The sequence below is a fragment of the Mucilaginibacter sp. 320_HR genome (genome assembly GCF_059691875.1).
Map to the genome: position 1 here is coordinate 209,312 of NZ_JCAWAI010000002.1, position 17,801 is coordinate 227,112.

Sequence of the window (17,801 nt, forward strand, 5' to 3'; positions counted from 1 at the left end):
ACCAAGATCGAGATGCGCTCAGCTTATGAAAGGAGCTGTAGTTTCCTTGGAAATACCATGGATAAACAACCTAATTAACAGGCACGTGGCCGGATGCAATTGTGCCGGTCGCGTGCTTTTTGTACAGTCTGATAATTCGTTGCAACCTGGGCCTGTTATATCGTTGTACCAATATGGGATACAGGTTTAACAAAACATTCAACACAAGCAGCCAAATAGCTCCTTTAAATGAGTGCACCACACAAGCGTAGATCCATATTATCTGTACAATAATAAAGATTGAGAGGTGATTGAATTCTGCTTGGCGGGTGTTATACTCCAGCTGTTCAATAGCTTGCAGGTCGGGCTTTACAGGGTTACCTTTCTTGTGAAGCTTTTCCCAACCTGTTAATACCATGATTTTTCTGAAAGCATGTACACCAAACCACTCGTATATAACTCCTTTCTTTTCGAAGTTGCGAGTAGTGAAGTAAGAAAAAGATAGATCGGGTTTTAGAGTTTGTATAACAACCGATACACAAAGCATCAGCATAAAATTAACCGTCCAGGCGAAAAGGAAGGAATGCACGCCAGCTCTAAACATTGTAAAGGCAGTTATTAATACGGCGACAACAATACTAATTAGGATTATCAGGGTCTTACTTAATGTTGATTGTAATTGGGCAGGCATATGTTGTAAACATAACATTTGGTTACATAAAAATCAAGATACCGATAAAACAACTCTATATAAGTACGCAAAGGTGCCTGTCAAAATTCTTGCTTACTTTCGCACAAATCATCGCGGCTTAAAACAGCGGTACTTATGATAAAAGCTTATAAACTATACACCGGCGCGGACGGGCATTCGCATATACAAACTGGGCATGTTGCAGAGGGTGTATTTAACCTGGTAACTTCAATCCGTTTCCAGGAGTCGCCACCACATTCGTTTTACGATTGGCATAACGCACCTGCAGAACAGTACGTTATATCTATTGATGGTACTTTAAAATTTGAGACGTTTCTGGGTGAAACCTTTATTTTAAAGCCAGGTGAGATATTGATTGCTATGGATACTATAGGCACCGCCCACAAGTGGAAATTGGTTGACGATAATCCATGGAAACGCGTGTACGTTACATTTAGCGAAGAGCAGCCCGTAAACTTTGTTGCAGACTAGATATAGACTACTTCTGCATCAAAATGCATACCTGATGGTACAGTAGGGTATCATCTCGGCACACAAGGCTACAAGCTCGTTTACCAACTCGCGTTTCAGATTGTTCTTGTACCGTACATTTCGCTGTCCGCTCTGGCTGTATTTTACCTGCTGTATATCCGGCCGCCATAGTACTTCTTCGGCTTTGGGGTGCCATAACAAATTAACATCATGTAATCCCTGGTTGTGTGTCAGGAAAATGATCTCGGTAGACAGCTGCCTTTTTGTTTGATCGTCTAATACGGCGTTCAACTCGTCAAACAGTTTTCGCCAGTCATCCAGCCAACCCTCATAGTATATAACGGGGGCAAAGCTTGCGGTAACTTCGTAGCCTGCTTCTCTAAACTCATTCATTACTGCTATACGGTCGCTTATTGGTGTGGTGCGCACATCCACCAGTTTAGACATCTGGTGCGGCATCAGGCTAAAACGTATCCGCGTCTTGCGCTGCGGATCATAGTTTAACATCTCCCGGTTCACAAACTTTGTTGCAAATGTTAATTTGGCGTTTGGCAAGGTAGTGTACAGCTTTACTAAGTCCTTTACATTGTCGCAAATAGCAGCGTCTGCAGAGCAATCGCCGTTTTCGCCAATCTCGTACACCCAATACTCAGGGTCGGTCTCATCAGGTATAAGCTTTTTACCCTGCCTTGCAGCATGCCGGGTAAGGTAGCCCATAATCTGTTCAATGTTTACAAAAGTAGTTATAGGGTTTGCATAACCCTTTCGCCTCGGCACATAGCAATACGAGCACGACATAGCGCAGCCGTTGCTTTGTGAAGGGGCCACCCAGTGAGAGCTGCGGGTATTTGGCCTAGCAGAAAGCCCCTTTTTGGTGCCTAAAATAAGTACATTCTTTTTATTCCAGAGCCAATCCTCTACAGATCCCTCAAAGCCAAACAGTTCGGGTATTTGGTTATGAGCAGGCACTTCTATCAGTTTGGCATCGGGATATTTTGCCAGTATTTCCCTACCTCGCGCAAATTCACGCACATTAGGTTCATGGTAAATCTCGTGTATGGCAAGCAGGTGGTCAATGGTCTTTTCGTGCAACATATTTAATGCTTAACACGTATCATACCATAAACAAAATAGTTGTAACTATTACTGCAGGGGAATGCTTGTTTAGCCCTTAGCGTTTTTGCAGCTTAGTTGAACGCATTGATAAATTTAAAATTACTGTGCCGAAAAGGTACGCCTCCCGAGGTCTTCAACTACCTGGGTGCGGGTTTTATTTTCAAGCAGCATCAAAAACTCAATTGTGCCGCCTTCTGCTCCGCAGCCAAAGCATTTAAAAATGTCACGGTCTGGTATTACCATCAGCGAGCTCATCTCATCGCGATGAAAAGGACATTTTCCTTTAAGCGCTTTGCGGCCGGGTTGTAAGGTAACATACCTGGAAATAGTTTCCACCAGGTTTAGTTGTGCAGACATAGCTAGTTCTCGTATTCTTCCTGCGAAAATAAAATTATGTGTGCATTTAACAAGTGCTGTAAAGCTAAATGTGGATAAAAAAGTGCCTTAAATTAGCGTTAAGGGCAATTGTGCTTTTGTTAGATCGTTACAAATACTGGTTAGAGATGCGTCAAAGTGGAAGAACTATTTCATTTATTGGCTGTTAAAGTGCTAAACCACCGATTATGACAGACGAGCAATTTAGGGAAGAATATAAACCGTTACACGTACCTGCGGCATACCATAAAGAAGACACCTTGCAGGATAAGATAATTTACGCGCTTGGACAACTGGGCGAGGGTACGCCTGAAGATGTGCTGGCCAAACTGGAAGAACTGGAGCCCGGCTTGGGTACCGGATCTTGCGGGCAGGAAGTACAAACTATCCTCTACGGTTTATTCGACCGCGGGTTGCTGACCGGCAGGGAGGCGAATGCAGTAATGTTGTTCAATCTGCATAAGATCACCCGCAGTAACGATGGTGCCGTCGATCCTGATCTGCTCGCTCCCGGACTCGACTAGGATGGTAGTGTTGTATTGAAATTTTAGTTAAATTATTATCCTATTTAGTTAAACTACTTTGCCGCCGTGATGTTTTGCTACTATACTTTAGTAGCAACATGGACAAATTGCCAGGTAAACAACCTGAAAATCAAAAACAGAATACAGATGGAAAGCCAAAGTCCCGGAATGTTATCCGCGAACTCGGCTTGGGACTTATCACGGGTGCTGCCGATGACGACCCGTCGGCTATTGGTACTTATGCAAGTGCCGGCGCTAAGTTTGGTCCCTCGTTTTTGTGGGTTGCGCCGGTAATGTTCCCTATGATGTACACTGTTGTGTATCTGTCATCAAAACTGGGACAGGTGGCAGGGAAAGGGCTTTTTGATGTAATTCGTGACCACTATCCTAAGTGGATTCTCAACGCCGCGCTTATAGGGGTAATGATAGGCAACACAATTGAAGCAGCGGCAGATATCGGTGGCATTGCCTCTGCACTGCACTCGTTTATCCCGTGGCCGGTTAAGTATATTGCCGTTGGCGTGTCATTGCTAATTTTAGCTTTCTTGTTTTTTGGCAGCTACAACCTAATAAAAAGCATCTTTCGCTGGCTGGCGCTTACGCTGCTTACCTATATCGTTTCCGCATTGCTATCTAAACCTAATATTGGCGAGGTGTTAAAAGGGACGTTCATACCAACTTTTCAGTTGAACAAAGAATTTTTGTCGATGATAGTTGCGGTTATAGGCACATCGCTGTCGGCCTATTTGTATACCTGGCAGTCAAACCAGGAGGTAGAGGAGGAGATACAGATGGGCCGCAAACAGCTGTCGCAACGTAAAGGTGCCACAGATGAAGAGCTGAAAAAGTCAAGAAAGGATATTTTGATTGGAACGTTCTTTGCGTCGGTGATCACTTATTTTATCATTCTTTCAACTGGGTCTACGCTATTTAAATCCGGTCAGCATGAGATCAGCAGCGCCACCCAGGCTGCCGAATCTTTACGGCCGTTGGCAGGAGATGCTGCACGCATATTATTCGCCTTAGGAATAGTTGGCGTAGGCTTCCTTGCAGTCCCGGTAATGACCACAGGTGCTGCTTATGATCTTTGCCAGGCTTTAGGCTGGAAGCACAGTCTGCACGCCAAACCAGCTGAAGCCAAGCTGTTTTATGGCTCTATAGCGTTCATAACGCTTATAGCCACAGCAATGAACTTTATTGGTATAAACCCGATGAAAGCGCTGGTTTTCGCCGGTATTGTACAAGGGTTTTCTACCCCGCCGCTGATGTTGCTCATTATGCTGATGACCAATAACAAAAAGATAATGGGAGATAGAGTAAATAGCAGAGGCTTGAATATTATCGGCTGGGTTACCACTGTTGCTATTTTTACTGCCACACTGGTACTAGTAGTTACGTGGTTCATTTAACAGTCGAGTGCCTAATAAGCTAAAGAGTAATTCTATAGCCTCGTTTTAATTTACATCCTTAAGTAATCGTGACATATACGGTGTTGTAAACAATGCCGCTTTTAACGTGGACTAACTTTTATTAAGATTACGACTGCTATTATATCTATTGTGTGACTGGTTCTGCGTCAGCAAAATGATCTTTTACCTTTTTCAGCGCCGAGCCTATTACCTGGTGCATGTCATAATATTTGTACTCGGCTAATCTGCCGCCAAATATAACGTTGTCCTCTTGGCGTGCCAGTTGCTGATATTGTTTATACACTTCTGAGTTTTTAGCGTCGTTTACAGGGTAATATGGCTCTTTCTCAGCTGTCCATTCAGATGGATATTCCTTAGTAATAACGGTTTTAGGCTGTGTGCCAAATTCAAAGTGTTTATGCTCTATAATTCGGGTGTAGGGAATATGGCTTTCAGTATAATTTACCACCGCGTTACCCTGGTAGTTCTCTTTATCATGCACCTCGTGTTCAAAATGCAAACTGCGGTACTCCAATTGGCCAAACTGGTAATTGTAATATTCATCTATTTTGCCTGTAAAGATGATTTTAGGCGCCAGCTTGTCCCACTCTTCACGATCCTCAAAATAGTCTACCCCAAGTCTTACCTCAATACCGTCCAGTAGCCCGTCTACAAGTTTGTTATAGCCGCCAATAGGAATGCCCTGATACTTATCATTAAAGTAGTTGTTATCGTAAGTAAAACGTACAGGTAAACGTTTTATAATAAACGCAGGTAATTCAGTGGCGGCCCGCCCCCATTGTTTTTCGGTATAACCCTTTATAAGTTTTTCATAAATATCCGTTCCCACCAAAGAGAGTGCCTGTTCTTCAAGATTAGCGGGTTCTGTTATGTTCAGATGCTCTATTTGCTCCCTGATTTTTTCTTTTGCTTCTTCAGGAGTAAACGTTTTCCATAAGCGGTAAAACGTGTTCATGTTAAAAGGAAGATTGTAAACCTCATCTTTGTACACAGCAAGCGGGCTGTTGGTATACCTGTTAAATTCTACAAAAGAGTTTACGTAATCCCAGATATCTTTATCGTTGGTGTGGAAGATGTGGGCACCGTATTTATGTACATTAATGTCTTCTCGGTTTTCACAAAAGACGTTGCCTCCGGCGTGTTGTCGCTTATCGATAACCAGGCATTTTTTACCTCTTTTGTTTGCTTCATGGGCAAACACTGCTCCAAATAAACCGGACCCCACAATCAGGTAATCATAAGTAGTTCTAAATTCCATATTCAATTTTGCTGTTGGCAATAGTATATATTAGCCGGCCTTTGATAGCTTGGGCTCCTGCATTATAATCCGACACCTCCCGGAGATTGTTTCAGCATTTATTTGTGTAAAAAGCTACAGCAAACAAAGCGTTTATTAGTAAGTAACCATGAATAATTCGGCTAAGCATGTTAGCTTGACTAACAACGGCCCTTATTCATTAACTAATCTATGATATAGTCAACTCCAGCGGTATTCCTCCAGGCATCAAATACCCTGGTCGTTGATTGTTTAACTTAAACAAAAATTGAACGAAAAGTTTTTAAATAATTTATAAACTATCTTAAAAGGAAATACCGAGAAAGAGTTAATCACCAACCAACGGCTGCGTTAAGATTATACTTATGGTAATGGGGTAGTACCTAATAAAAAGAATTGATAGATGCGTGAATGGATTATACACAAAGGTCCACAGATATCCGTGTTTATTAGTGATCTGACTTAGCAGGCATTAGCGGCTGATCGATAGCGAGTCGTCGTTTTGGCAGGCTGCCCTCGTAATTTTCTGCCAGATATTTGATCAAATTTTCCCTAATGTAGCATCTAAGGTCAAATGCGGTAGAAGAGTTTACCGCACTTACTAAAGCTCTTAGTTCAATTGTAGTTTCTTTAACGTCAGTTACTTGTAATATCCCAACCCGTTTATCCCAGAGTGGCGTGTTGTTTAAAAGCCGTGTAAGTTCTTCCCTTAGTTTATCCACCGGTACAGTATGATCTACATACAAAAACACTGTACCAAGCAACTCTGATGTGGTGCGCGTCCAGTTCTGAAATGGCTTCTCTATAAAATAATTGATGGGAAGTATTAGCCTGCGCTGATCCCATATGTTTAATACCACATAGGTCAGCGTTATATCTTCAACACGTCCCCATTCACCTTCTACAACCAGTACATCATCAATCCGGATGGGCTGCGTAAACGCTATCTGGAACCCCGCCAGCAAATTCCCAAGGGATTTCTGCGCGGCAAAACCAACTATTATACCACCAATACCAACTCCTGTTAACAAACCGGCACCTATCTTACGCACACTTTCGAAGCTCAGCAGTATCAACGCCAGTGTCAGCAAGATGATTAGCACGTTGGCCAGCTTTCGCACAAACTGCAGTTGGGTGCGTATTTTGCGCTCTTTTAAGTTGTCTGCTTTGTTAAAGTTGTATTTGTGATAGACATAATCTTCCAAGATCCTGATGCCGTTCATTACTAAACTGGCAAAAGAAATTACCAGCATTATTCCAGCCCAGCGCTTAACATCGTCTATATAGCCATCTTTTAACGCCAGGTATGGCAGTAAAATGTTGAGCGTTAGCAGCGGGACAAAATGATTGAGTGGCCTGCTGAGATGTGTGATTACAGATCTGAAAAAAGAGTAATCTTCTTCCTTTTTATTTTTGTAGTAATTAAGCAGGAGCGTTATAACCCACTTTACAACAAAGCCTATCAGCAATACAAACCCGATAACCAGCAGGTTCCACAACCAGTGCGGCAGGTGTTTCGCCCATAAGTTTAGTTTATCCCCCATCTTATACTATAAGAAAATCGGCCTGTCCAGTTTCATTGCTATCCGGTAAGCTGCATTCATCAATCCAACATGGCTATAAGCCTGCGGGAAATTACCCCATTGGCTGCCCGATTCTTCATCTACATCTTCGCTAAACAGCAGCAGGTGATTGCAATATTTCATCAGCTTTTCAAACTCGCGTATTGCATCGTCCATACGGCCCACACAGGCTAGCGCTTCCACGTACCAGAAGGCGCAGATCAGGAATGTGGTTTTTGGCTTGCCAAAGTCGTCGCTGTGTATGTAGCGATAAAACAGACCGCCTTCTGTTTTCAACTCCTTCTCTAAAGCGGTGAGGTGGTCTTTTGCTTTCTGGGAATTCGGGTCTATATAGTTCATCATGATCAGTTGCAGCGTACTGGCATCAAGATGGGGACTGCCGACTGCATGGGTATATACACGGCGCTCCGGATCGTAACAGCTTTCGATGTGGGCCGCTGCCCTGGCTTTTAGCGACTGAGCACGTTCCACTAAACTATCGTTGCCAATAGTTAATGCTATTTTCTCCGCAGCATTGCAGCCAGCCCACTGGAACAGGTTGCTGTAGCAGTGTATGTGCGCAATGTTCCTGAACTCCCATATCCCCGCATCCTTTTCGTCAATGGTACGCTCTATTTTGTCCAGTATAGATGATATCCACTTGTCGGAGTCTTTCCTTTCGCTGAATACAAAGCGGTGATCTGTATACAACGGAAGCAAAGATATCAGTACCTGACCGTAGATGTCGTTCTGTATGTGTTCAGATGCCTGGTTGCCTATACGTACCGGTTTGTTACCCATATAACCATCCAGATGCTCCATTATGGTTTCGGTCAGGTCTTTTTGCCCTGTAATGCCGTAAAGCGGCTGGTACCTGAAACTACCACCTTCAGTAAACGAAATATCTGTAACGTAGCTAAAATAACGCTCCATCTCCTCAAAGTGCCCAATGTGGTTTAGCGACGTAAGTACGTAATAAGTATCGCGCAGCCAGCAGTAGCGGTAATCCCAATTGCGTTCGCTGCCGGGGAACTCGGGCAGGCTGCTCGTACTGGCGGCTATAATGGCGCCCGTATCTTCATACTGGTGTATTTTAAGCACCAACGCCGAGCGAATTACATACTGCTGGTAAAATGTAGCGATAGACGAGTGCTTTATCCACAAACGCCAGTACTCCGTTGTTTCACGAAGGTACTCTTCGCACGTACTTACCAGCGAACCATCAAGTTCCGCACCGTAGTTAAGCAACAGGTACTTGGTTTCGTTAAGCGCAAAGTACTGCTCGTCCAAAAGATAGGCGAGGGGGATATTAGATGTTAGTGTTATTCTTTCCCCGCAACCGGTAAACTCAATCGAGTCGCTGCCCTGAAGCTTAGCTTGTTTTGTACGGCCGAAGTCGCAAACCGGGTCACATTTCACCCTAATCTGTGGGGTCCCTTCCAGTACTTCTATCTTACGTATTAATATAAGTGGTTTAAAATACCTGCCGTTCTTAAAAAATCGCGGTGCAAAATCAGTAACGCGATATTTACCGTTTTGGCTGGTTAATTCGGTGCGTAACACGTTAGTGTTTTCTAAATAAAATTGGTGTGTGGTATATTCCGTTTTTGGCAAAATGGAAAACTCTCCGCCTTTGTTTTGATCCAGCAATCCGCCAAATACAAACGGGCTGTCAAATCTTGGCCAGCACATCCATTCTATATTTGTGTTTTTATTAATGTGTGCCAGGAATGCGCAATTTCCTATCAGCCCCGTATTATAAACATGTTTTTCCATTCAGCTTTTGTAAATTATCATACCAACAACAATAATTTATAATTGTTACCAAAAAGCGGTTTTTGTTTAAAGGGCGGCTTTTGGTTTCAAAAAACATCAATGTCTTGGGGAGATTCCTCAATGTTCAGTTTTAACAGGCGGTAAATCTCGCCTTAGAACTCACTTATCAATTTCTCTTTGACGAGGCGGTAAATTTCTTATAAGTTGATAACTTGTTGGGAATCGGACATTGGATTTAACGTAAAGTTTATCGTTATAAGAAAAAAAGTTCTTTTAAAAACAATTAGCCAAATAACTGCTTTTGGTGGTATGACTAAAAAGATTTACCCTGGGAAGCCGTATCCACTTGGCGCCACATGGGATGGCGAAGGTGTTAACTTTGCCTTATTTGCCGACAATGCCACTGGGGTCGAACTTTGCTTATTTACGGATGAAGATGGTGCTCACCACGAAGAACGCATACGCTTATCAGAACGTACCCACCAGGTATGGCACTGTTATCTGCCCGAAGTCAAAGCCGGGCAGCTATATGGTTACCGCGTACATGGCCCGTATGAGCCAGAGAATGGGCATCGGTTCAATCCTAATAAACTGTTGATTGATCCATATGCAAAGGCAATATCGGGTGTAATAGACTGGCACGACTCATTATTTGGCTATGAACTTGGCCATCCTGATGAGGACCTTAGCTATAGCGAGACCGACAGTGCACCTTTTTTGCCAAAATCGGTTGTGATAGACAATAACTTTGATTGGGAGAATGATGTAAATCCCCGCACTCCTTATCATCAGTCGGTGATATACGAAACGCATGTTAAAGGTTTCACTCAAATGCACCCGGACATCCCGGATGAAATAAGAGGTACTTATGCCGCTATCGGTCATCCGGCAAGTATAAAGTACCTTACTGATTTGGGTATAACAGCTATTGAGTTGTTGCCCATACATCAGTTTGTTGCGGACAGGCACCTGGTAGAGAAGGACCTTACTAATTATTGGGGATATAATACAATTGGGTTCTTCGCTCCGGACTACCGCTATGCAGGAATGATTGATCATGGCCAGCAGGTGCAGGAGTTCAAGCAAATGGTTAAAGAACTGCACAAAGCAGGCATTGAGGTGATACTGGACGTTGTGTACAACCACACCGGAGAAGGCAACCACATGGGGCCTATGCTATCCTTAAAAGGTATTGACAATGCATCATACTACCGGTTGGTAGAAGACAATAAACGTTTTTATAATGATTATACGGGCACAGGTAACACGCTAAACGCTATGTTGCCAAATGTGTTGCGTTATATAATGGATAGCCTTCGTTATTGGATAACGGAGATGCATGTTGACGGGTTTAGGTTCGACCTGGCGGCTACCCTGGCCAGGGAGCTACATGAAGTAAATCGCTTAAGCGGCTTTTTTGATATAATTTACCAGGATCCCATCATATCGCAGGCTAAATTAATAGCCGAACCGTGGGATATTGGCGAAGGTGGCTACCAGGTGGGCAACTTTCCACCGGGATGGGGCGAATGGAACGGCAAGTTCAGAGATTGCATACGCGATTACTGGATAGGTGCTGAAAGTATGTTGGGCGAATTTGGTCAGCGCTTTACTGGCAGCCCCGATCTATATCAGGATAACTTCCGGAAACCAACCGCAAGTATAAACTTTATAACTGCGCACGACGGGTTTACATTGAACGACCTGGTATCATACAACGAGAAACACAACGAAGCAAACGGCGAAGACAACAACGATGGCGAGAGCCATAACCGTTCCTGGAACTGCGGGGTTGAGGGACCTACAGATGATGAAGAGGTAATAAAGCTTCGGAACAAACAAAAACGTAACCTGCTTACCACGTTGTTTTTGTCGCAAGGTGTACCTATGCTGGTTGCGGGGGATGAGTTTGGCCGTACGCAGCAGGGTAATAACAATGCTTACTGCCAGGATAATGAGATATCATGGCTTAACTGGGCAGAGGCCGACCAGCAATTGCTGGCATTTACCCAAAAACTGATCAAACTTCGCAAAGATCATCCAGCCTTCCGCAGGCGCAGATGGTTTCAGGGACAGCCGGTTAAAGGCAAAGGTTTGGAGGATATTGCCTGGTTTTTACCGGAAGGTACCGAAATGGAAGACAAGAACTGGAATCATGACTTTGCACGATCATTGGGTGTATTCCTTAATGGCCGCGGATTACACTCAGTAGGGCCGCAGGGCGAACGTATAACGGATGATCATTTTTACGTGATCTTCAACGCTCATCATGAAAGCCTGGATTACCACATACCGCGAAAGATAAAGAGCAACGACTGGAAAATAATCCTGAATACCAGTGACGACGATATGAATGAAAAGCTTTTAACCGACCAAGAATGCATCACTGTAGAAGGAAGATCGGTTGTTGTGCTGCATCATCCGCTTACCTAATATGGCAAACTATCAATTATCAAATAAGCAGCCGGGCGTAACCTTTACGCAAGATGGTGTCTGCAATATTTTAGTTTGGGCGCCGATTGCACAAAGTGTGGCAATCTTGCTGACGGATACCGGTAAAAAGTATGAGCTAACTGCGGGTGAACGCGGCTACTGGCAGCTCTCTACAAATGAAGTGCAGCCCGGCGACTTGTACCAGGTTGTGTTGAATAACCAAAAGCAACTGCCTGACCCCGCCTCACGTGCGCAGCCGCAGGGTGTGCATGGGCCCTCACAGGCAATTGATGTTAATGATTTTAAATGGACCGATGACGAGTGGGCCAATCCTGCACTGGAGCAGTATCTTATCTACGAATTGCATACAGGCACGTTTTCACCTGAGGGTACATTTGCCGGTATAACAAAGAAACTACAGTACCTTAAAGAACTGGGTATTACTGCTATTGAGATTATGCCGGTGGCACAATTCCCCGGCAGCAGGAACTGGGGCTACGATGGCGTTTTTCCATATGCGGTGCAAAATAGCTATGGTGGCCCTGCAGGGCTGATGGAACTGGTTGATGCCTGCCATAAGGAGGGCCTGGCCGTAATACTTGACGTGGTGTATAACCACGTTGGGCCCGAGGGCAATTATCTAAACGAGTTTGGCCAGTACTTTACCGATAAGTACAACACCCCCTGGGGTCATGCCATTAACTTTGATGATGCTCATTGCGATGAGGTGCGTAACTTTTTTAAGCAGAATGTGCTGTTGTGGTTCCGGGATTTTCATATAGATGCGCTGCGCATGGATGCTGTGCACGCTATAAAAGACTTTAGTCCGAAACACATTCTGCAGGAAATAAAAGAGTCTGTAGACGAGTTAATGGCGGAGACAGGCCGTAGGCATTACCTCATTATAGAGTTTGATCTTAATGATAAACGCTTTATAGACCCGCTGCCGCAAGGCTACGGTATGGACGGGCAGTGGATAGATGAGTTTCATCATGCCTTAAGAGTTACTGCGGGCGGCGAACGTAATGGTTATTACGCCGACTTTAGTGGTATTAGCGATCTGGCTAAATCTTATCGCGACGCTTACGTTTACGATGGCCAGTATTCTCCGCATCGCCAGAAAACGTTTGGTACCAAAACATATAACCCGGGGCAGCAATTTGTTGTGTTTTCTCAAAACCACGACCACGTGGGCAACCGCATGCTTGGCGAGCGCAGTAGCGTGCTGTTTAGTTTTGAAATGCAGAAGCTACTTGCCGGTGCAATAATGGTGGCGCCTTACTTACCCATGTTGTTCATGGGAGAGGAGTATGCAGAGCAAAACCCCTTCCAGTACTTTGTCAGCCATACCGATGAGGAACTAATAGCAGCGGTAAGGAAGGGCCGTAAGGAAGAATTTAAAGCTTTTCACGCCGAAGGAGAAGCACCTGATCCTCAATCGGAAGAAACCTTCAGGCGCTCTGCATTAAACTGGGACAGTATACACCAGCAGCAACATAAAATTATGCTGCATTACTATAAAACGCTCATCGCGCTACGTAAACAATCCCCTGCACTGGCTACGCTAAACCGCCATCAGCTGGAGGTATCATGCGATCAGGAGCAGCAAACCTTGTGGCTGCATCGCTGGGAGGGAGATGAACACGTGTATTGCTTCATGAATTTCTCTGACAAGGTGCAACAACTGGCATTGCCTGCAAATGGCCCGGAACTTTCGATAGTACTTGATTCGTCCGATCCTGAATTTGGTGGCCGGCGCAGCACATCCGTTCGGGGCGGGGAAGCAGAGGTAATTCTACCCGAATCCATTATTATTTACACGAATCAAAATGTTTAACCCCATCTCAACATACCGGATCCAGTTCCATAAGGACTTTACCTTTCAGCATCTGCAGGAGATAATACCTTACCTGGCGCAGCTTGGCGTAAAAACTTTGTACGCGTCGCCTATATTCAAGGCCGTGCCTAGCAGCAATCATGGGTACGACGGCACCGATCCCCTGAGCATTAACCCGGAAATTGGTACCCTGGAAGAACTGGTACAGGTAAGCAAAGAACTGCAGGATAACGGAATAAAATGGCTGCAGGATATTGTGCCTAACCACATGGCCTTCCATCATGATAACATATGGTTAATGGACCTGCTGGAGAAGGGGCCATTGTCTGTTTACCGAAACTACTTTGATCAAAGCCTTTCTGATAACGAATTGTTCAGCGGTCCGCTGATGGTACCTTTCCTGGGCGATGATCTGGAGAAAGTTATTGAAGACGGGCAGCTGCAACTAGGCTGGAACGGTGAAAGGATGGTATTTAAATATGCCGAACAGAATTGGCCTGTAAGCCTTAAATCATACCCGGACATTTTAGAAGCTGACAAGAAAGCCGTAACTGACGCGGTACGCACCTTACTGCAACAGCTGGATGCTTTATACGAAACAACCGATGCTGATGCATTTTCTAAGGCGGCCGGGGAACTAAAGCTGCAGCTTACCTCGCTGGTAAAAAATAAAGCCTTCAACGATCATTTAGTGCGTTGTTTCGAATTAATAAACGCCGATAAACAAGCGTTAAAGGATATTGCGACTACGCAGTATTACCGGCTTTGTAATTGGAAAGAAACCGATAAGCAAATAAACTATCGCAGATTTTTTACGGTAAACGGACTCATCTGTTTAAATATACAACGCCAGGAAGTTTTTAACCATGTACACCAGTTGGTTGCAACATTGCTTAAAGACGGCGTTATTAATGGTTTGCGGATAGACCATATAGATGGCCTTTTTGACCCTGAACAATACCTGCATAGACTGCGTGCGCTGGCCGGGGACGATACCTATATAGTAGTAGAGAAAATACTAGAGGAGGGCGAAGAACTCCCGGTAAACTGGCCTATACAAGGCAGCACCGGGTATGATTACCTTGCGCTTGTTAACAATCTGTTCACTCATAAAAAAAGCGAGAAGGCATTCTCATCTTTCTATACAGAGTTAACAGGCGATGACCGGTCCGTTAAAAACCAGATCTACGATAAAAAAGCACTGATACTGTCCGAGCATATGAACGGCGAATTGGAGAACCTCACCAGTTTGTTCCTTTCGCTTGATCTTGCTGATACCGCCACAAAAAATACCTACGAGCGCAGTGCAATAAAAAAGGCAATTGGTTCACTGCTAATTCACTTCCCGGTATACCGTTTCTATGGTAATGCCTTCCCGTTGAACAAACAGGAGTCTGGTGCGCTTAAGGACGTTTTTAAAAGCGTAGGCAAGAGCAGTGAAGAATTGCAGCCGGCCCTGAAGATTTTAGAGGATGCGCTAATACACAAAACCAGGAATGCCGACGAGGCATATCGTGATAAAGTGCTTTTTTTTTACCAGAGATGTATGCAGCTTACCGGCCCGTTAATGGCTAAAGGGGTTGAAGATACGCTGATGTATACCTATAACCGCTTTATTGACCATAACGAGGTAGGGGACTCGCCGGAGGCATTCGGGATATCTGTAGAGGAGTTTCACCAGGTGATGAAAAAGCGGCAGCAGCAATGGCCTTTAGCCATAAACGCCACCGCCACACACGATACTAAAAGAGGCGAGGGTGTAAGGGCGCGATTAAATGCGCTCACCGGCATAACCGAAGAATGGCTGAAAATGGTAAAACATTGGCAGTCCATTAACGCTGATCTAAAAACCAACAATGCACCTGACGCAAACGATGAATACTTCATTTACCAAACGCTGGTAGGATCATACCCGATGCCGGGTGAGGAAGAAGGTACTTACGCGCAGCGTTTAGAAGAGTACCTGGAAAAAATGTTGCGCGAAGCTAAACGCCACTCCAACTGGGCCGAGCCTAACCAGGAGTACGAAGAAGGGGTGAAGAAATTTGCTGCTGCCTTGCTCAACAAGGCAAGGCCGTTCTGGCAAAGCTTTTCGGCTTTCCACCAAAAGGTGAGCGAACTGGGTATTTCCAACACGCTTGCACAGGCAACGCTTAAGCTCACCTGTCCTGGCGTGCCCGATGTTTACCAGGGCTGCGAACATTGGGACCTTAGCTTTGTGGACCCGGATAACCGCCGCCCGGTAGATTATGCGCTGCGCCGCAATCTTCTAGGTGATGTTGAAGACGAGGTAAACCTAACGGACCTTTGGAAAGACCGATACAACGGGCAAATAAAGGTTTGGCTTGTAAGTAAACTGCTGAAGTTGCGCGCTGCAAACACAAGTGTGTTCAGCAAAGGTGAATACGTTCCGTTGGAGGTGAAAGGCCCTCATCACAAGAAAGTGCTGGCTTTTGCGCGTGCTTACCGCGGTACATGGTTTGTGGTAATAGTACCGGCGGAAATGGCAACGGTAGCAGGCGGGTATATTGCACCCGGCTGGGCCGACTGGGGAGACACCCGTGTGGTGCTGCCTGCAAATGCACCTGCAATATGCAGCAATGCCCTTACTGGCGAAGCTATCAAGCTCAGCAATGGTATTATGCTGCAAGATATACTGAACTATATGCCACTGGCCGTTTTAAAACTGGAGAAGCAGTACCAGGGGCGAAGCGCAGGTGTATTAATGCATATCACTTCGTTACCATCTGCTTACGGGATAGGCGACCTGGGAAGTCAGGCATACCGGTTTGCCCAAATGATGCATGATAGCTGTCAGCAGTACTGGCAAATACTTCCTTTAAACGCCACCAGTGCCGGCGATGGACATTCGCCATACAGCTCTTACTCCAGCCAGGCAGGAAACATATTGCTGACAAGCCCGGAGCAATTGCACAAGGATGGGCTGCTTAGTAACGACGACCTGAAAGCTGCCAAAATACCTGCCACTAACCAGGTGGACTTCAAGAAAGCGGAAGAAATAAAGACCGCTTTGCTGGACAAGGCATGGGAAAACTTTAACGGCTCCAATCATACTCTGTTAAATCAATTCGAAGCGTTTTGTACTAAAGAGGCCAGTTGGATAGATGATTATGCTTTGTACCTGGTTTTAAAACAACAGCATGGCTTTTCGGCCTGGAACACCTGGGCAAACGAGTTTAAACTAAGAGACCAGGAAGCACTATCAGCATTTGCTGCGCAAAATACCGATGTGCTGAGAAAAGTGAAGTGGCTCCAATTTATCTTCCATAAGCAATGGGCCGCTTTGAAGGATCATTGCAATCAGCTCGGCGTTAAAATCTTTGGCGACCTACCTTTTTACATCAGCTACGACTCAGCCGATGTTTGGGCTGCGCCGGAGATATTTGATCTGGATGAAAACCTGCAGATGAACCATGTATCCGGCGTACCGCCAGACTTTTTCAACTCCGACGGACAACGATGGGGCATGCCCATTTTCAAGTGGGACAAACTTAAAGAGCTCAATTACGAGTTGTGGCTTAAACGCATTCGCAAGACATTGGAGTGGTACGATCTGCTCCGTTTAGATCATTTCCGTGCGTTTTCTGCGTACTGGAGCATACCAGCTGCTGACGAGACCGCCGTTAATGGTGAATGGATCGAAGGTCCTGCCGCTGACTTCTTCAATGCTCTTAAGCAGGAATTTGGCAGCCTGCCGTTTGTTGCTGAGGACCTCGGTGATATTGACCAGCCGGTTTACGACCTCAAAGACGGGTTTGGCTTGCCAGGCATGAAAGTGCTGCAGTTTTCCTTCGGCGATGATGTTGCACAATCGGCCTATGCGCCGCACCATCACGCAGAGAATTACTTTGTATATACCGGAACCCATGATAATAATACCACTCTAGGATGGTTTGATAAAGATGCAGATAGTGCAGTACCTAAAAACCTGTCAAGGTATACCGGTATAAAGGTGTCATCAAAAAACATTAATAAGGTATTTATTAAAATGGCACTTGCGTCGGTATGTAAAACAGCCATTATCCCGGTGCAGGACTGGTTAAACCTGGACGAGCAATCGCGTATGAACACGCCGGCAGGGGAGGGTAGCAACTGGACCTGGCGCCTCACCGACGAATTGCTGGCAAAATTCCCGGTAAATAAAATTAAGAAGTGGACCACGTTGTACAACCGGTGCTAAGCCATATACAACAATCGGTTTTTATTTGGAAAAAACAAGTAAGTGAAGGATTAACACCATTTACTTGTATTTTAGATTTTTCCTATTAACTTTATTGCGTCTTACGTAC

General features: G+C 44.9%; 12 protein-coding genes. 6 read left to right on the forward strand and 6 right to left on the reverse strand.

Annotation, left to right across the window (positions count from 1 at the left end; all coding sequences use genetic code 11):
- Nucleotides 1-70: 70 nt before the first annotated feature.
- Nucleotides 71-583 carry a glycosyl-4,4'-diaponeurosporenoate acyltransferase CrtO family protein gene (locus AC59GT_RS06525; RefSeq protein ID WP_497236871.1) on the reverse strand — a complete coding sequence of 171 codons (513 nt, stop codon included), beginning with the start codon at nucleotides 581-583 and terminating at the stop codon, nucleotides 71-73.
- A 222-nt stretch (nucleotides 584-805) separates the two neighbouring features.
- Here AC59GT_RS06525 and AC59GT_RS06530 point away from each other — a divergent pair, with 222 nt between their 5' ends.
- Nucleotides 806-1,162: a cupin domain-containing protein gene (locus AC59GT_RS06530; protein WP_497236872.1), complete on the forward strand. Its 357-nt coding sequence runs from the start codon at nucleotides 806-808 to the stop codon at nucleotides 1,160-1,162.
- Between the two features lie 18 nt (nucleotides 1,163-1,180).
- On the opposite strand, the gene AC59GT_RS06535 is transcribed toward AC59GT_RS06530, so the two are convergent.
- Both AC59GT_RS06535 and AC59GT_RS06540 read right to left on the reverse strand, forming a co-directional pair.
- The gene (locus tag AC59GT_RS06535) at nucleotides 1,181-2,257 is read right to left on the reverse strand and encodes a spore photoproduct lyase family protein (RefSeq protein WP_497236873.1); all 1,077 of its coding nucleotides are present in this window, start codon (nucleotides 2,255-2,257) and stop codon (nucleotides 1,181-1,183) included.
- Nucleotides 2,258-2,377: 120 nt separating this feature from the next.
- On the reverse strand, nucleotides 2,378-2,635 hold the full coding sequence (locus tag AC59GT_RS06540) for a CHC2 zinc finger domain-containing protein (protein ID WP_117381960.1): 258 nt from the start codon (nucleotides 2,633-2,635) through the stop codon (nucleotides 2,378-2,380).
- 206 nt (nucleotides 2,636-2,841) lie between these two features.
- Here AC59GT_RS06540 and AC59GT_RS06545 point away from each other — a divergent pair, with 206 nt between their 5' ends.
- Complete coding sequence (locus AC59GT_RS06545) at nucleotides 2,842-3,177, forward strand: hypothetical protein (protein ID WP_497236874.1); 336 nt, start codon at nucleotides 2,842-2,844, stop codon at nucleotides 3,175-3,177.
- Between the two features lie 98 nt (nucleotides 3,178-3,275).
- Nucleotides 3,276-4,586, forward strand: a complete 1,311-nt coding sequence (locus AC59GT_RS06550; protein ID WP_497236875.1) for an Nramp family divalent metal transporter — start codon at nucleotides 3,276-3,278, stop codon at nucleotides 4,584-4,586.
- Between the two features lie 145 nt (nucleotides 4,587-4,731).
- Here the strand turns inward: AC59GT_RS06550 and glf are convergent, their stop codons facing one another.
- The 3 genes from glf to AC59GT_RS06565 all read right to left on the reverse strand — a co-directional run bounded on the left by glf (nucleotide 4,732) and on the right by AC59GT_RS06565 (nucleotide 9,221).
- Complete coding sequence (gene glf / locus AC59GT_RS06555) at nucleotides 4,732-5,865, reverse strand: UDP-galactopyranose mutase (protein ID WP_497236876.1); 1,134 nt, start codon at nucleotides 5,863-5,865, stop codon at nucleotides 4,732-4,734.
- A gap of 467 nt (nucleotides 5,866-6,332) precedes the next feature.
- On the reverse strand, nucleotides 6,333-7,427 hold the full coding sequence (locus AC59GT_RS06560) for a mechanosensitive ion channel family protein (protein WP_497236877.1): 1,095 nt from the start codon (nucleotides 7,425-7,427) through the stop codon (nucleotides 6,333-6,335).
- A gap of 6 nt (nucleotides 7,428-7,433) precedes the next feature.
- Nucleotides 7,434-9,221, reverse strand: coding sequence for a glycoside hydrolase family 15 protein (locus tag AC59GT_RS06565; RefSeq protein WP_497236878.1), 1,788 nt, complete (start codon nucleotides 9,219-9,221; stop codon nucleotides 7,434-7,436).
- A 309-nt stretch (nucleotides 9,222-9,530) separates the two neighbouring features.
- Between AC59GT_RS06565 and glgX the strand changes: the two genes are divergently transcribed.
- The 3 genes from glgX to treY are packed head-to-tail and all read left to right on the forward strand — an operon-like array spanning nucleotide 9,531 to nucleotide 17,692.
- A complete protein-coding gene (gene glgX, locus AC59GT_RS06570) occupies nucleotides 9,531-11,654 on the forward strand; it encodes a glycogen debranching protein GlgX (RefSeq protein ID WP_497236879.1) in 2,124 nt (707 codons plus the stop codon).
- A 1-nt stretch (nucleotide 11,655) separates the two neighbouring features.
- A complete protein-coding gene (gene treZ, locus AC59GT_RS06575; RefSeq protein WP_497236880.1) occupies nucleotides 11,656-13,491 on the forward strand; it encodes a malto-oligosyltrehalose trehalohydrolase in 1,836 nt (611 codons plus the stop codon).
- The gene (gene treY, locus AC59GT_RS06580; RefSeq protein ID WP_497236881.1) at nucleotides 13,484-17,692 is read left to right on the forward strand and encodes a malto-oligosyltrehalose synthase; all 4,209 of its coding nucleotides are present in this window, start codon (nucleotides 13,484-13,486) and stop codon (nucleotides 17,690-17,692) included. The genes treZ and treY overlap by 8 nt, the downstream gene beginning before the upstream one ends.
- Nucleotides 17,693-17,801: the final 109 nt, after the last annotated feature.

Coding starts and splice junctions, on each gene's coding strand:
- AC59GT_RS06525 (WP_497236871.1), bottom strand. CDS start 583: ATGTTTAGAGCTGGCGTGCATTCCTTCCTTTTCGCCTGGACGGTTAAT.
- AC59GT_RS06530 (WP_497236872.1), top strand. CDS start 806: ATGATAAAAGCTTATAAACTATACACCGGCGCGGACGGGCATTCGCAT.
- AC59GT_RS06535 (WP_497236873.1), bottom strand. CDS start 2,257: ATGTTGCACGAAAAGACCATTGACCACCTGCTTGCCATACACGAGATT.
- AC59GT_RS06540 (WP_117381960.1), bottom strand. CDS start 2,635: ATGTCTGCACAACTAAACCTGGTGGAAACTATTTCCAGGTATGTTACC.
- AC59GT_RS06545 (WP_497236874.1), top strand. CDS start 2,842: ATGACAGACGAGCAATTTAGGGAAGAATATAAACCGTTACACGTACCT.
- AC59GT_RS06550 (WP_497236875.1), top strand. CDS start 3,276: ATGGACAAATTGCCAGGTAAACAACCTGAAAATCAAAAACAGAATACA.
- glf (WP_497236876.1), bottom strand. CDS start 5,865: ATGGAATTTAGAACTACTTATGATTACCTGATTGTGGGGTCCGGTTTA.
- AC59GT_RS06560 (WP_497236877.1), bottom strand. CDS start 7,427: ATGGGGGATAAACTAAACTTATGGGCGAAACACCTGCCGCACTGGTTG.
- AC59GT_RS06565 (WP_497236878.1), bottom strand. CDS start 9,221: ATGGAAAAACATGTTTATAATACGGGGCTGATAGGAAATTGCGCATTC.
- glgX (WP_497236879.1), top strand. CDS start 9,531: ATGACTAAAAAGATTTACCCTGGGAAGCCGTATCCACTTGGCGCCACA.
- treZ (WP_497236880.1), top strand. CDS start 11,656: ATGGCAAACTATCAATTATCAAATAAGCAGCCGGGCGTAACCTTTACG.
- treY (WP_497236881.1), top strand. CDS start 13,484: ATGTTTAACCCCATCTCAACATACCGGATCCAGTTCCATAAGGACTTT.